Raw genomic sequence first — 13,307 nt, forward strand, 5'->3', positions numbered from 1 at the left:
GCGCAGGAGCGCGTCTGCCGTCACACGCGGTCGGCCAGCAGGGCGAGGCGCTTCGAGCCCACGCGGGTGAGGATCAGCGTCGCCGACTCGTCGCCGCGCAGCGACAGCTTCTTGCGCAGCACCGCCGGGTCGACGTCGACGCCGCGCTTCTTGATCTCGAGGGTGCCGATGCCGCGCGCGCGAAGCGCCTGCGCGAGCTTCTTGGGGTCGGCGGGCAGCTGCTCCCGCACGCGGAACGACGACACGAACGGACTCGTCAGCGCCGCATCGGAGGTGAGGTAGGCGATGCCGGGCGCCAGCATCCCGGCATCCAGCGCTCGGGCGACCTCGCCGATGAGGCGCGCGCGGATGACGGCGCCGTCGGGTTCGTGCACGAAAGCGCCGAGCTCGCGCACCTCGACGTCGGGGGTGTCGGCGGGCGCCGTGAGCTCCCACGCGTCGCTCCCGCGCACGACGAGGGCGGCGCGCCGCACGCCTTCGCGGGCGAGGGAGCCCGACCAGAGCACGAGCTCGATGGTCGAGCCGTCGGCGCTGATCCACTGCGCCTCGAGGTCGTCGGGGATCTGGGCGCGGTCGAAGCCCGGCCCGAGCTTCACTCCGCCCGGTTTCGTCTTCAGCAGCTCGAACACCCACTCGAGAGAGGGCGACCACTCGGCGGCCGACACCTGGCGCGTCTCGGAATGGCCCGCCGTGCGTCGCGCGGGGTCGAGCCACACGGCATCCGTCCCGCTGAGGTCGACGTCTTCCGCGCGCGCGTGGGTGACAGAGGCCGCATCGCCGAACGGAGCGAGGTTGTACGCCGCGATCGCCGCGGTGACCTCGTCGGCGTCGACGGCGTGCACGCGGACGCCGATGCCCGCCATCCCGAGGGCGTCGCCGCCGATCCCGCAGCCGAGGTCGGCGACGCTGTCGATGCGGGCGGCGCGAAAGCGGCCGGCGTGGCGGGCCGCGATCGACAAACGTGTCGCCTGCTCGAGGCCTGCGCGGGTGAAGAGCATGCGTTCGGCGAACGGGCCGAACTTCGTCGCCGCCTTGACCCGCAGCCGTGCCTGCCCGACGACCGCCGAGACGAGGTCGGGGGAGTGACCCGCGGCGCGCAGGCGCGACACCGTGCGGGCGGCGTCGTCGGTCGAGGCGATGGGTCCGGCCTCGTCGAGGAGGCGCAGGCCCTCGGGCGTGAGCAGGGCGGTCAGCTCGCTGGTGTCCACCGATTCAGCCTAGGCGGGCGGCCGTGTTGGCACTCGCGTTGCGTGAGTGCCAACGCTTCTCTACACTCGGATTAGCACTCTCCCCGCGTGAGTGCTGACAAGTCTTCTGTAACGAGAAAGAAGAGGTAGACCGTGTCGGTTTCCATCAAGCCGCTCGAGGACCGCATCGTCATCAAGCAGGTCGAGGCTGAGCAGACCACCGCGAGTGGTCTCGTCATCCCCGACACCGCCAAGGAGAAGCCGCAGGAGGGCGAAGTCGTCGCCGTCGGCCCCGGCCGCATCGACGACAACGGCAACCGTGTCCCCCTCGACGTCGCCGTCGGCGACCGCGTGCTCTACAGCAAGTACGGCGGCACCGAGGTCAAGTTCGGCGCCGAAGAGTACCTCGTGCTCTCGGCTCGCGACGTGCTGGCGGTCGTCGTCCGCTGATCGAGTGAGATCCTCCGAAGACCCCGGATGCCACGGCATCCGGGGTCTTCGTCGTTCCCGGGATCGGCCGGGGCCTCTGGCAGGAAAGAGTGCACCGGCGTCGCTCGGCCTCTCCTCGCGCCGCGTAGGCTGAATCGGTGACCCCCGCCGCCCCCGCATCCACCGGCGGGAGCAACCGCGGAGTGCTCTACGCCTTCTCCGCCTATCTGCTGTGGGGCGTCCTGCCCATCTACTTCCTGCAGCTCGCCCCCACCGGCCCGTTCGAGGTCGTCGCGTGGCGGATCATCCTGGCGTTCGTGTTCTGCCTCCTGCTGCTCACGGTGCTGCGCACCTGGAAGGCGTTCCTCGCGATCGTGCGCCAGCCGCGGCTGATGGCGCTCACGGCGCTGGCCGGCGTGCTGATCTACGTGAACTGGCAGACGTATCTGTTCGGGGCGCTGACCGGGCACGTGATCGAGACGAGCCTCGGTTACTTCATCAACCCGATCGTCACCGTGCTGCTGGGGGTCATCGTTCTGCGCGAGCGGCTGCGCGTGATCCCGTGGATCGCGATCGGCCTGGCCGTCGTCGCCGTCGCGGTGATCGTCATCGGCTACGGCGCCTTCCCCTGGATCGCCCTGACGCTGGCGTTCTCGTTCGGCTTCTACGGTCTCGTGAAGAAGCAGATCGGGCCGGCGGTCGACGCCGTCAGCGGGCTGACCCTCGAGTCGATGTGGCTGTTGCCGGTCGCCGTGATCCAACTGTTCTTCGTGGCGAACCTCACGGGCATCACCCTCGGCACCGCGGGCGTGCTGCACACCGTGCTGCTGCTGCTCGCCGGCGCCGTCACCGCCGTGCCCCTGCTGCTGTTCGCCTCGGGCGCGCGGCGCGTGCCGCTGACGGTGATCGGACTGCTGCAGTTCGTGGCGCCGATCATCCAGTTCGCGATCGGCGTGTGGGTGCTCGGTGAGCCGATGACCATCGAGCGGTGGATCGGCTTCGCCCTCGTGTGGATCGCCCTGGCGATGCTCAGCGTCGACTCCGTCATCGCGTCGCGGCGCAACCGCCGAGTGGTCGCCGACGTCGTCGAACCCGTCTGAACGCCCCGCGTCCCCCGTTCGGTCTACAGACGTCGGCGGCGGGGGTCTGCCAGAGTGTGAGCACCCCGCGGGATCGCGCTTCTCGAATCGGCTCCTTCTTCGTAATCGGTCCCGTCGGGTAGGTGCGATGAGGGGCTCCGTCAACGCGCGATGCCAACCGTTATGCGGCCGTGACCGCTTCGACCCACATCGTTAACGAACGGCAACACGCGGAAAATGCGCGGCCGATTAGGTTTGGGGACACCAGGCGGCCCAAAGGGTCGCCGAACGTTCATTCACAGCAAGGAGCCCTATGAACGTCTTCACGCGTACGCGCACCGCGAAGGTCCTCGGCGGTATCGCCCTGGTCGGCGCCAGCGCGCTCGTCCTCGCCGGATGCTCTGGTGGCGGCGGCAGCGAAGCCGCAGCGCCCAGCGCATCGTCCGGCGGCGGGGCAACCTCGACCGCCGACGGCACGTTCCACGTCGGCACGATCCTGCCCGCCACGGGTAACCTCGCCTTCCTCGGCCCGCCCGAGGTCGCGGGTGTCAAGCTCGCCATCAAGGACATCGAGGCCACCGGCGGCGACTTCCCCTTCAAGACCGAGCTGACCGAGCGCGACTCGGGTGACACCACCACCGACATCGCCACGCAGTCGGCCACCGAGCTCGTCGACGCGGGCGCCGACGTCGTCATCGGTGCCGCCTCGTCGGGTGTGTCGTTCACGTTCGTCGACCAGCTGGTCAACGCGGGTGTCGTGCAGATCTCGCCGGCCAACACCTCGCCCGACTTCACGACCTACGCCGACGACGGGTACTACTGGCGCACCGCGCCCTCCGACGTGCTGCAGGGCCGCGTGCTCGGAAACCTGATGACCGGAGACGGTGCCGCCAACATCGGCATCATCTACATCAACGACCCGTACGGCATCGGCCTCAAGGACAACGCGACCAAGGCCGTCGAGGCCGCCGGTGGCGAGGTCTCGGTCGCTGTTCCCTACAACCCGGGTGACACCGTGTTCACCTCGCAGGTCGACCAGCTGCTCGCGGCCAAGCCCGACGCCGTCGCGGTCATCGCCTTCGAGGAGACCTCGTCGATCATCCCGCAGCTCGTCAGCACGCAGGGCTACCCGGCGTCGAAGGTCTACTTCGTCGACGGCAACCTGTCGAACTCGTACGAGTTCCCCGCCGGCACGCTGCAGGGCGCCAAGGGCACGCTGCCCGGCAACCCGGCCGACACCTCCTTCCAGGACCGCCTGAAGGAAGTCGACCCCGCGCTGACCGACTACAGCTACGCGCCGGAGTCGTACGACGCCGTCATCGTCGCGGCCCTCGCCGCGGCGCAGGCCAAGGACGACTCGGGTACCGCGATCCGCGACAACATGCAGTCGGTCTCCGAGGACGGCGAGAAGTGCACGACCTTCGCCGACTGCCTCAAGCTGATCAACGCCGGCACCGACATCGACTACGACGGTGTCTCGGGCCCGATCACCTTCGACGGCAACGGTGACCCGACCGAGGCGTACATCGGCATCTACCAGTACGGTGCCGACAACAAGTACACCCTGCTGAACACGGAGTTCGGTTCGCTCAACGAGTGACCTGAGTTCGTACGAGAGGCCCGGATCCGTGAGGATCCGGGCCTCTTCGCATTGCCGGGGGCGGCGTTCGGGTTGCGGGCGGCGGCGTTCGCGTTGCGGGGTCGCGGTGCGGTGTTCGCGGTGCCGGTCGAGAGCGGGTCGACGGCTCCCGTGCGCGCAGCGGGTGCGGAGGACGCGCCGGGATGCCCGTCCCGGCTCTGTGCGCCTCACAGGCGGAACGGGCGGGTCCCCGGGCGGACAGGACCACTCATGCCATCCCGACAGCTCACAGAGCGCGTACCGGCGCACGGTCCACGCGGGCGCTCGTGGCCCGAGGCCGCCCCTCGTCGCGATCCACGTCCCGGAACCACGAGTGCCCCGCGGCCGGAGCCGCGGGGCACTGAAGAGCCGGAGTTACTCAGCGTGGGGGTTCTTGCCGCTGTCGCGCTTGGCGTCCTCATCGGCCGCCAGGGTGCCGAGGTACAGCTCGATGACGCGGGGATCGTTGAGCAGCTCGCGGCCACCGCCCGTGTACGCGTCCTTGCCCTGGTCGAGCACGTACGCCCGGTGGCAGATCTGCAGGCAGCGGCGGGCGTTCTGCTCGACCATGATGATCGTCACGCCCGCGCGGTTGATCTCTGCGACGCGCAGGAACGTCTCGTCCTGACGCACAGGGGAGAGGCCGGCGGACGGCTCGTCGAGCAGCAGCACCGAGGGGTCCATCATGAGCGCGCGGCCCATGGCGACCATCTGCCGCTCACCGCCCGAGAGCGAGCCCGCGCGCTGACGGCGGCGCTTGGCCAGCTCGGGGAACAGGCCGGTCACGAACTCGAAGCGCTCCGCGAACACCTTGGGGCGCTGGAAGAGCCCCATCTGCAGGTTCTCCTCGATCGAGAGGCTCGGGAACACGTTGTTGTTCTGCGGCACCATGCCGACGCCCTTGCCGACGAGCTTGTCGGCCTTGAGCGCGGTGATGTCGTCACCGTTGAGCAGAACGGAGCCCGAACGGATCTTGACCTGGCCGAAGATGGCCTTCAGCAGCGTCGACTTGCCGGCGCCATTGGGGCCGATGATGCCGATCAGATCGCCCTGGTAGGCGTCGACGGTGCACCCGTTGAGGATGTTGACGCCCGGGAGGTATCCGGCGACCAGGTCGTCGGTGCGCAGCACGGGCGTGCGCGTGTCGGTGGCGGTCTGAGACATCAGAGCTTCCCGTCCTTCTCATCGGCGGTGAGCTCCGCCTCCGCCTCGGCGGCAGCTTCGGCCTGGATGGTCTCGAGCTGCGAGGTGGTCATGTCACCGAGGTCGGTGTCGTGGTGTGCGCCCAGGTAGGCATCGATCACTGCCTGATCGCTCATCACGGTCTCGGGCGGACCCTCGGCCACGACCCGGCCCTCGGCCATGACGATGACCCAGTCGGAGATGTGGCGCACCATGTGCATGTCGTGCTCGACGAAGAGCACGCTCATGCCCTCCTTCTTCAGGTCGAGGATGTGACCCAGCAGGCTCTGCGTGAGCGCCGGGTTGACGCCGGCCATCGGCTCGTCGAGCATGACGAGCTTCGGGTCGCTCATGAGCGCCCGCGCCATCTCGAGGAGCTTGCGCTGACCACCCGAGAGCGACGCGGCGAAGTCCTCGCGCTTGGCGTCGAGCTTGAAGCGGCGCAGCAGGTCGTCGGCGCGCTCGGTGTTCTCGGTCTCCTGCGACTTCCAGATGCCGGGGATCAGGGCGCGGAAGATGTTCTCGCCCTTCTGCCCGCGGGCTCCGAGCAGCATGTTCTGCAGCACCGACAGGCGGCCCAGCGACTTGGTGAGCTGGAAGGTGCGCACCATTCCCTTGCGCGACACCTTGAATGCGGCGACGCCGGCGAGGTTCGACCCCTCGAAGCTCCAGCGCCCGGTGTTGGGCTTGTCGAAACCGGTCAGCAGGTTGAACAGCGTGGTCTTACCGGCGCCGTTGGGACCGATCAGGGCGGTGATCTGACCGCGCGGGATCTCGAGGTGATCGACGTCGACGGCTTTGAGGCCGCCGAACTGGCGGGTGACGCTGTCGGCGACGACGATCGGGTCGACCTTCGCGCAGCCGGGGCCGACCTCGCCCTTGACGAGCGGGTGGGTGACGGTCGTGTCAGACATTGAACGACAGCTCCTTCTTGTTGCCGAAAATGCCCTGCGGCCGGAAGATCACGAGCAGCATCAAACCGATGCCGACGAGGATGAAGCGCACCTGACCCGTCTGGGTGGAGGACATGAAGCCCAGGATGCCGACGTCGCGCAGACCCACGATGATGCCGTTCGACAGCGAGAGCAGCACCCAGAAGAGCATCGCGCCGACGATGGGTCCGAGCAGGGTCGCGGCCCCACCCAGCAGGAGGGCGGTCCAGATGAAGAACGTCAGCGCCGTTCCGTAGTTACCGGGCTGCACCGCGCGGGGGAGGATGAACACCACTCCCGCCAGGCCGCCCATCACGCCGCCGAGCACGAGCGCCTGCATCTTGTAGGAGTAGACGTTCTTGCCGAGGCTGCGCACGGCGTCTTCGTCTTCGCGGATGCCCTTGACCACGCGGCCCCAGGGGCTGCGCATGAGCACGTAGACGAGGATCGTCGCGAGGATGACGAGCAGCCAGCCGAACAGGCGCACCCACCAGTCGTTCGCCGAGTAGGTCCAGGGGCCGATGCCGTAGGTGCCCGCCGGGAGCGGGTTCATCGCCTGGAATTCGCGGTTGTAGCCGTTGAGGCCCTGCGAGCCGCCGGTGATGTCCGTCAGGCCGACGGTCGAGACCACGTACCGCACGATCTCCGCCGCGGCGATGGTGACGATGGCGAGGTAGTCGGCGCGCAGACGCAGCGTCGGGATGCCGAGGATGAAGGCGAACACCACCGAGGCGACGATGGCGAGGAGGATCGCGAGCCACACGGGGGCCGAGAACGACAGGGTCGCGATGGCGAAGGCGTACGCGCCGACCGCCATGAAGCCGGCCTGGCCGAAGTTGAGCAGGCCCGCGTAGCCGAAGTGGACGCTCAGGCCGATGGCGGCGAGGGCGTAGGCCGCGGTGGTCGGGCTGATGAGCTCGCCCGCGGCGTTGTTGATGATCGAAAGCCAGTCCATGTCGTCGTTCCTCAACCGATCCGCTCTTTACGACCGAGCACACCTTGCGGCCGGAACAGCAGCACGCCGATGAGCACGATCAGGGCCACCGCATACCGAAGGTCGGGAGGGATGACGATGGTGGAAAGTTCCGTGATGATGCCGATGATGAGCGAGCCCACGAGAGCGCCGAACGCGCTGCCGAGGCCACCCAGGGTGACGGCGGCGAACAGCAGGAGCAGGATCGCGAAACCCATGTCCCAGGTGACGCCGCGGTAGAGGCCGTACAGCACGCCCGAGAGACCGGTCAGCGCTCCCGCCAGCACCCACACGATGCGGATCACGCGGTCGACGTTGATGCCGGATGCCGCGGCGAGCGAGGCGTTGTCGCTCACGGCGCGCGTGGCCTTGCCGATGCGGGTGCGCGTGAGGAAGTAGGCGACGAAGGCCAGCATCACGATGCTGACGCCCATGCTGATGATCGAGGTCAGGGTCACCGTGACGGGTCCGATGGTCACGTTGTCGGTGATGCCGGTGTCGATGTTGCGCGTGCCGCCGTCGAAGAAGTACAGGTACAGGTAGCGCAGCACGATCGACAGACCGATCGTGACGATGAGCACCTGTACCAACCCCACCCCGCGCTTTCGCAGGGGTTTGAAGAGCACGGCATCCTGTGTCCACCCGAGAGCCGCCGAGAGGGCGACGGTGAGCAGGATCGCCAGGATGATGTTCCAGCCCATGGCCGTGAACACGTAGAAGATGATCGCGCCGAAGGTGAGCATCTCGCCGTGGGCGAAGTTGTTCACGCCGGTGGTGCCGAAGATGAGCGAGATGCCGATCGCGGCGAGCGCCAGCAGCAGGCCGAAGTTCAGGCCGTAGAAGAACCGCGAGAAAAGCGTGTCCCAGATCGTGGCCGTCGCGGCCGTGCCCTCACCCGTGGGGAACAGCACGTTGACCGTGTTGGTCGTGCCGATCGTCACGTCGCGGGTGATGTTGTCGGGGTCGCGCGGGGCGACTCCGTCGGGAAGGGTGTCGACCTGCAGCTGCGCGGTGTACGCGCCCGGCCCCGGGACCGAGACCGACCAGCGCCCGTCGGCGCCGGTGGTGCCGACCTCGCTGAAGCCCGAGCCTTCGACGGTGACCTGAACCCCCTCGAGTGGCTCGTCGCCGGAGCGGATGATGCCGCCCACCGAGTACTGAGTGGACACGTCGCCGGTGCCGGCCGAGGCGGCCGGAGTCGGGGCGGGCGTCGTCTGCGCGCTCGCCGGTGAGGCGAGGAGCAGGCTCAGAACGGCGATCGCACTCGCGAGGAGCGAGACGATCACAGCCATGCGGGATAGGGATCGCGATCGTATCGCGGTGGGGGAGGAATGACCCACGGAGTCTCCAGTTCGGCAGCGCTGACGAAGTCTTCCCGTCAGCTTCGACGGTCGACGCTACGAGCGTAATGTGTCGCGCGTGTTTCCAGTGACGAGTCGTTAGCGAACCGTGTCGTCGCGGCTGCGCACGGCGGACGAACGTCCGGGAATGTCACGGACCCCTTCGACGCTTACACTTTGAGACGGAGCGCTTCGCACGCGTTCCGGCCGACGTCGTCCCGAACAGAGCAGGCGCCGCGCGCGCAGGAGGATCCATGGAGCAGCACGACCCCTTCGGTTTCATCGGACTGACCTATGACGACGTGTTGCTCCTGCCGGGGCACACCGACGTCATCCCGAGCGAGGCCGATACGTCGTCGCGTCTGTCGCGCCGCATCACGGTCGCGACGCCTCTTCTCTCGAGCGCGATGGACACCGTCACCGAAGCGCGCATGGCGATCGCGATCGCGCGCCAGGGCGGCATCGGCATCGTGCACCGCAACCTCTCGATCGAGGATCAGGCCGGCATCGTCGACCAGGTCAAGCGCAGCGAGTCGGGCATGGTCTCGAACCCCATCACCACGAACCCGGATGCCACGGTCGCCGAGGTCGACGCGATGTGCGCGCAGTACCGCATCTCGGGCCTGCCGGTGGTCGACCCCGACGGCGTGCTGGTCGGCATCATCACCAACCGCGACATGCGCTTCGTCTCGGGCTTCGAGCGCCAGACCACCAAGGTCAAGGACGTGATGACCAAGGACGGTCTGATCACCGGGCACGTCGGCATCCACGCCAACGACGTCATCGCGACCTTCGCCAAGCACCGCGTCGAGAAGCTGCCGCTCGTCGACGACGAGGGCAAGCTCGCCGGTCTCATCACCATCAAGGACTTCGACAAGAGCGAGAAGTACCCCCTCGCCACCAAGGACGAGCAGGGACGCCTGCGCGTCGGCGCGGCGATCGGCTTCTTCGGCGACGCCTGGCAGCGTGCCGAGGCGCTCCGCGACGCGGGCGTCGACGTGCTTGTCGTCGACACCGCCAACGGTCAGTCGGCGGGCGTGATCGACATCGTGCGGCGCGTCAAGGCCGATCCGACGTTCGACCACATCGACGTCATCGGCGGCAACGTCGCCACGCGCGAGGGCGCCCAGGCGCTCATCGACGCGGGCGTCGACGCCGTGAAGGTGGGCGTCGGCCCGGGCTCCATCTGCACCACCCGCGTCGTCGCGGGCGTCGGTGTCCCCCAGGTGACCGCGATCTACGAAGCCGCGAAGGCGGCGATCCCCGCGGGCGTGCCCGTGATCGCCGACGGCGGGCTGCAGTATTCGGGCGACATCGCCAAGGCCCTCGTGGCCGGCGCCGACACCGTGATGCTCGGCTCGCTCCTCGCGGGAACCGACGAGTCGCCGGGCGAGATCGTCTTCCAGGGCGGCAAGCAGTTCAAGCAGTACCGCGGGATGGGCTCGCTCGGTGCCCTGCAGACGCGCGGCAAGAAGACCTCGTACTCGAAGGACCGCTACTTCCAGGCGGACGTGCCGAGCGACGACAAGCTGATCCCCGAGGGCATCGAGGGTCAGGTGCCCTACCGCGGACCCGTCGCGGCCGTGGCCTACCAGCTGATCGGCGGACTGCGTCAGTCGATGTTCTACGTCGGCGCGCGCACCGTCGAGGAGCTCAAGACCAAGGGCAAGTTCGTCCGCATCACCTCGGCGGGACTCAAGGAGTCGCACCCGCACGACGTGCAGATCGTCGTCGAGGCGCCGAACTACAAGAAGTAATCGCGTCGCACGAAGGGCCGGGCCGATAGCCCGGCCCATTGTGGTCTCCGAGGGACGTGCGCGGCTACGCTGTGCGCATGATCCGACGGCGCAGCCACCCGGCGGCGTCGATGTCGGCGCGGCGGACCGAGGCGTTCACCGACGGCGTCTTCGCGATCGCGGCCACGTTGCTCGTGCTGGGGCTGACCGATCAGTCGCTGGGGTCGCCCACCACGGACGACGCGTTGGCTCGGGGTCTGCTCGATCTCGCCCACCCGCTGTTCTCGTTCGTCATCAGCTTCCTCATCCTGTGCGTGATGTGGATGACCCACGTGCGCCAGTTCGAGTGGATCGTGCGAATCGACGACACCGGCATGTGGATCAACAACATCCGGTTGCTGCTGGTCGTGCTCGTGCCGTTCACCTCGTCGCTGGACACCACCCACTCCGACCTCCTTCTCGGTCGCGTCCTGCTCCCCATCAACTTCTTCCTCGCGATCGTCATGGGCTGGCTGCAGTGGGCGTGGGCCGTGCGCTCGGGGGCGATCGCCGATCTGACGCGGGACGACGCGCGGCGACTGGGTCGCGCGAGCCTCAGCGCGGTCATCCTCAGCGCGGCGGCGATGCTGCTGAGCCCGCTGCTCGGCTCGATCGGCTTCGTGCTGTTCGCCTTCGACGGCCTGCTCACCCGCCTGCTGCGGGGCTCGGACGATCCGCTGAGTCCGCCCTCTGCGTCTGCTGCGCAGTCCGACGCGGCCGACGGCGATGTCGGAGGGCGCGGGTAGGCTGGTCGGGTGACCATGGAGATCGATCTCGGCCGCGCCAAGCGCGCCCGCCGCGCGTACACCTTCGACGACATCGCCGTCGTGCCGTCGCGGCGCACGCGCAACCCCGAAGACGTCTCGACCGCGTGGACCATCGACGCGTTCCCGTTCGAGATCCCGGTGCTCGGTGCGCCGATGGACTCCGTGGTCAGCCCGCGCACCGCGATCGAGCTCGGGCGCCTCGGCGGCCTGGGCGTCCTCGACCTCGAGGGGCTCTGGACGCGGTACGACGACCCCGAGCCGCTCCTGGCCGAGATCGCGACGCTGCCCGAGGCCGACGCCACGCGGCGCATGCAGCAGTTGTACTCCGAGCCCATCAAGCCCGAGCTCGTGCGCGACCGCCTCGCCGAGGTGCGCGCTGCGGGGGTGACCGTCGCGGGTGCCCTCACTCCGCAGCGCACCAACGACCTGTACGAGACCGTCGTCGCCGCCGGCGTCGACCTGTTCGTCATCCGTGGCACTACGGTCTCGGCCGAGCACGTCTCGAGCGTCGACGAGCCCCTGAACCTGAAGAAGTTCATCTACGACCTCGACGTGCCCGTGATCGTCGGCGGCGCCGCGACCTACACCGCCGCTTTGCACCTCATGCGCACGGGGGCCGCGGGCGTGCTGGTCGGCTTCGGCGGCGGTGCGGCCTCGACGACGCGCGCCACGCTGGGCCTGCACGCGCCCATGGCCACCGCGGTCGCCGACGTCGCCGGCGCCCGTCGCGACTACCTCGACGAGTCGGGCGGACGCTACGTGCACGTCATCGCCGACGGCGGGGTCGGAACCTCCGGTGACATCGTGAAGGCTCTCGCCATGGGCGCGGATGCCGTCATGCTCGGTGTCGCGCTCGCGCGAGCGACCGATGCCCCCGGCCGCGGTTTCCACTGGGGTCCCGAGGCGCACCACGCCAAGCTGCCGCGCGGACGCCGCGTCGCCGTCGATCGCGTGGGCCCGCTCGAGCAGGTCCTCTACGGTCCCGCGCCCGTCGCCGACGGCACCGCCAACCTCATCGGCGCCCTCAAGAAGTCGATGGCGACCACCGGGTACTCCGACCTCAAGGAGTTCCAGCGCGTCGAGGTCGTCGTCGCGCCCTACGGGCACTGACCCCCGAAAGCCCCATGACCTCCACCCCCATGACCGAGCCGGCGCCGCCGCAGATCTTTCCGCCGACGCTGCGCGAGGTCATGCTGCGCCCGCGCTGGATCGCGCTGCTGGCGTTCTCGCTCGTGGTCGCGGGGGTACTCGCGTGGCTCGGGCAGTGGCAGCTGGGTCGTGCCGTCGACACGTCGCCGCCCGAGCCGGGGCTGACCGAGGTCGTGCAACCGCTCGCCGACGTCGTCAAACCGGGCGACTACCTCCCCGAACCCCTCGTGGGGCAGCGGGTCGAGGTGAGCGGCACGTGGGTGGCATCCGACTTCATCGTCGTCTCGTCGCGCTACAACAACGACGTCGAGGGCTACTGGGTGACCGGCCAGCTCCGCGTCGCGGGTGCGGTCGCGCCGACCTCGATCGCCGTGGCGACCGGGTGGACGAGCAGCCTCGACCAGGCGAACGCCGCGGCCGCCCAGCTCGAGGCCGACGCGGAGGCGAATCCCGCCGCCGTCGTCGAGGTGACCGGGCGCCTGATCTCCGACGAAGGCCCCTCGGTGCCGCCCGCCGGGGCCGACCCGCAGACGCTGGTCAAGATGTCGCCGGCCATGCTGCTCGGCCGCTGGCACGACACCGCCGACCTCGACGTCTACCGGCAGTACGTCGCCTCGCAGACGGCGATCGGTCCCCTCGACGACATCGCCTCGCCCGCGCCCGACGAGCGTTCCCGGGTCAACTGGCTCAACATCTTCTACGCGGCGGAATGGGCGATCTTCGCCGGCTTCGCGCTGTACCTCTGGTACCGCCTCGCGCGTGACGCGTGGGAGAAAGAAGTCGAAGACCTCGAAGACGAACAGGCCGAGGCTCTCGCGGAAAGCTCCGCGTCGAGCAGTCCGGCAGGAGCCGCGGAAAGCCGCGACTAGACTGGCA

General features: G+C 68.9%; 12 protein-coding genes. 7 read left to right on the forward strand and 5 right to left on the reverse strand.

All coding sequences use genetic code 11. The features are described from left to right. Positions 1-20: 20 nt before the first annotated feature. On the reverse strand, positions 21-1,208 hold the full coding sequence (locus LPW41_RS04455) for a class I SAM-dependent methyltransferase (protein ID WP_144829476.1): 1,188 nt from the start codon (positions 1,206-1,208) through the stop codon (positions 21-23). 132 nt (positions 1,209-1,340) lie between these two features. On the opposite strand from LPW41_RS04455, the gene groES reads away from it, so the two are divergent. From groES to LPW41_RS04470, 3 genes are all read left to right on the forward strand, one after another. Next, positions 1,341-1,637, forward strand: coding sequence for a co-chaperone GroES (gene groES, locus LPW41_RS04460; protein WP_013583903.1), 297 nt, complete (start codon positions 1,341-1,343; stop codon positions 1,635-1,637). 137 nt (positions 1,638-1,774) lie between these two features. Beyond that, positions 1,775-2,716, forward strand: a complete 942-nt coding sequence (rarD, locus tag LPW41_RS04465; RefSeq protein WP_144829473.1) for an EamA family transporter RarD — start codon at positions 1,775-1,777, stop codon at positions 2,714-2,716. A gap of 292 nt (positions 2,717-3,008) precedes the next feature. Next, positions 3,009-4,295 carry an ABC transporter substrate-binding protein gene (locus LPW41_RS04470; protein WP_144829470.1) on the forward strand — a complete coding sequence of 429 codons (1,287 nt, stop codon included), beginning with the start codon at positions 3,009-3,011 and terminating at the stop codon, positions 4,293-4,295. 393 nt (positions 4,296-4,688) lie between these two features. Here the strand turns inward: LPW41_RS04470 and LPW41_RS04475 are convergent, their stop codons facing one another. The 4 genes from LPW41_RS04475 to LPW41_RS04490 are packed head-to-tail and all read right to left on the reverse strand — an operon-like array spanning position 4,689 to position 8,692. Beyond that, positions 4,689-5,477: an ABC transporter ATP-binding protein gene (locus tag LPW41_RS04475; RefSeq protein ID WP_144829467.1), complete on the reverse strand. Its 789-nt coding sequence runs from the start codon at positions 5,475-5,477 to the stop codon at positions 4,689-4,691. Further along, positions 5,477-6,409 (reverse strand): ABC transporter ATP-binding protein, encoded by a 933-nt coding sequence (locus tag LPW41_RS04480; protein WP_144829463.1) that lies wholly within the window; start codon positions 6,407-6,409, stop codon positions 5,477-5,479. The genes LPW41_RS04475 and LPW41_RS04480 overlap by 1 nt, the downstream gene beginning before the upstream one ends. Next, the gene (locus LPW41_RS04485) at positions 6,402-7,382 is read right to left on the reverse strand and encodes a branched-chain amino acid ABC transporter permease (protein WP_144829460.1); all 981 of its coding nucleotides are present in this window, start codon (positions 7,380-7,382) and stop codon (positions 6,402-6,404) included. The genes LPW41_RS04480 and LPW41_RS04485 overlap by 8 nt, the downstream gene beginning before the upstream one ends. Before the next feature lie 11 nt (positions 7,383-7,393). Further along, the gene (locus LPW41_RS04490; RefSeq protein ID WP_144829457.1) at positions 7,394-8,692 is read right to left on the reverse strand and encodes a branched-chain amino acid ABC transporter permease; all 1,299 of its coding nucleotides are present in this window, start codon (positions 8,690-8,692) and stop codon (positions 7,394-7,396) included. Positions 8,693-8,994: 302 nt separating this feature from the next. Between LPW41_RS04490 and guaB the strand changes: the two genes are divergently transcribed. From guaB to LPW41_RS04510, 4 genes are all read left to right on the forward strand, one after another. Continuing rightward, positions 8,995-10,497, forward strand: a complete 1,503-nt coding sequence (guaB, locus tag LPW41_RS04495) for an IMP dehydrogenase (RefSeq protein ID WP_144829455.1) — start codon at positions 8,995-8,997, stop codon at positions 10,495-10,497. Between the two features lie 77 nt (positions 10,498-10,574). After that, a complete protein-coding gene (locus LPW41_RS04500) occupies positions 10,575-11,261 on the forward strand; it encodes a TMEM175 family protein (protein WP_230704195.1) in 687 nt (228 codons plus the stop codon). A 15-nt stretch (positions 11,262-11,276) separates the two neighbouring features. Beyond that, the gene (locus tag LPW41_RS04505; protein ID WP_154096307.1) at positions 11,277-12,392 is read left to right on the forward strand and encodes a GuaB3 family IMP dehydrogenase-related protein; all 1,116 of its coding nucleotides are present in this window, start codon (positions 11,277-11,279) and stop codon (positions 12,390-12,392) included. Positions 12,393-12,406: 14 nt separating this feature from the next. After that, positions 12,407-13,300, forward strand: a complete 894-nt coding sequence (locus LPW41_RS04510) for an SURF1 family protein (RefSeq protein WP_230704196.1) — start codon at positions 12,407-12,409, stop codon at positions 13,298-13,300. The last annotated feature ends 7 nt before the right edge of the window (positions 13,301-13,307 follow it).

The organism is Microbacterium sp. JC 701 (assembly GCF_021026215.1).
GTDB lineage: Bacteria > Actinomycetota > Actinomycetes > Actinomycetales > Microbacteriaceae > Microbacterium > Microbacterium algihabitans.

Coding starts and splice junctions, on each gene's coding strand:
- LPW41_RS04470 (WP_144829470.1), top strand. CDS start 3,009: ATGAACGTCTTCACGCGTACGCGCACCGCGAAGGTCCTCGGCGGTATC.
- LPW41_RS04475 (WP_144829467.1), bottom strand. CDS start 5,477: ATGTCTCAGACCGCCACCGACACGCGCACGCCCGTGCTGCGCACCGAC.
- LPW41_RS04480 (WP_144829463.1), bottom strand. CDS start 6,409: ATGTCTGACACGACCGTCACCCACCCGCTCGTCAAGGGCGAGGTCGGC.
- LPW41_RS04485 (WP_144829460.1), bottom strand. CDS start 7,382: ATGGACTGGCTTTCGATCATCAACAACGCCGCGGGCGAGCTCATCAGC.
- LPW41_RS04490 (WP_144829457.1), bottom strand. CDS start 8,692: ATGGCTGTGATCGTCTCGCTCCTCGCGAGTGCGATCGCCGTTCTGAGC.
- guaB (WP_144829455.1), top strand. CDS start 8,995: ATGGAGCAGCACGACCCCTTCGGTTTCATCGGACTGACCTATGACGAC.
- LPW41_RS04500 (WP_230704195.1), top strand. CDS start 10,575: ATGATCCGACGGCGCAGCCACCCGGCGGCGTCGATGTCGGCGCGGCGG.
- LPW41_RS04505 (WP_154096307.1), top strand. CDS start 11,277: ATGGAGATCGATCTCGGCCGCGCCAAGCGCGCCCGCCGCGCGTACACC.
- LPW41_RS04510 (WP_230704196.1), top strand. CDS start 12,407: ATGACCTCCACCCCCATGACCGAGCCGGCGCCGCCGCAGATCTTTCCG.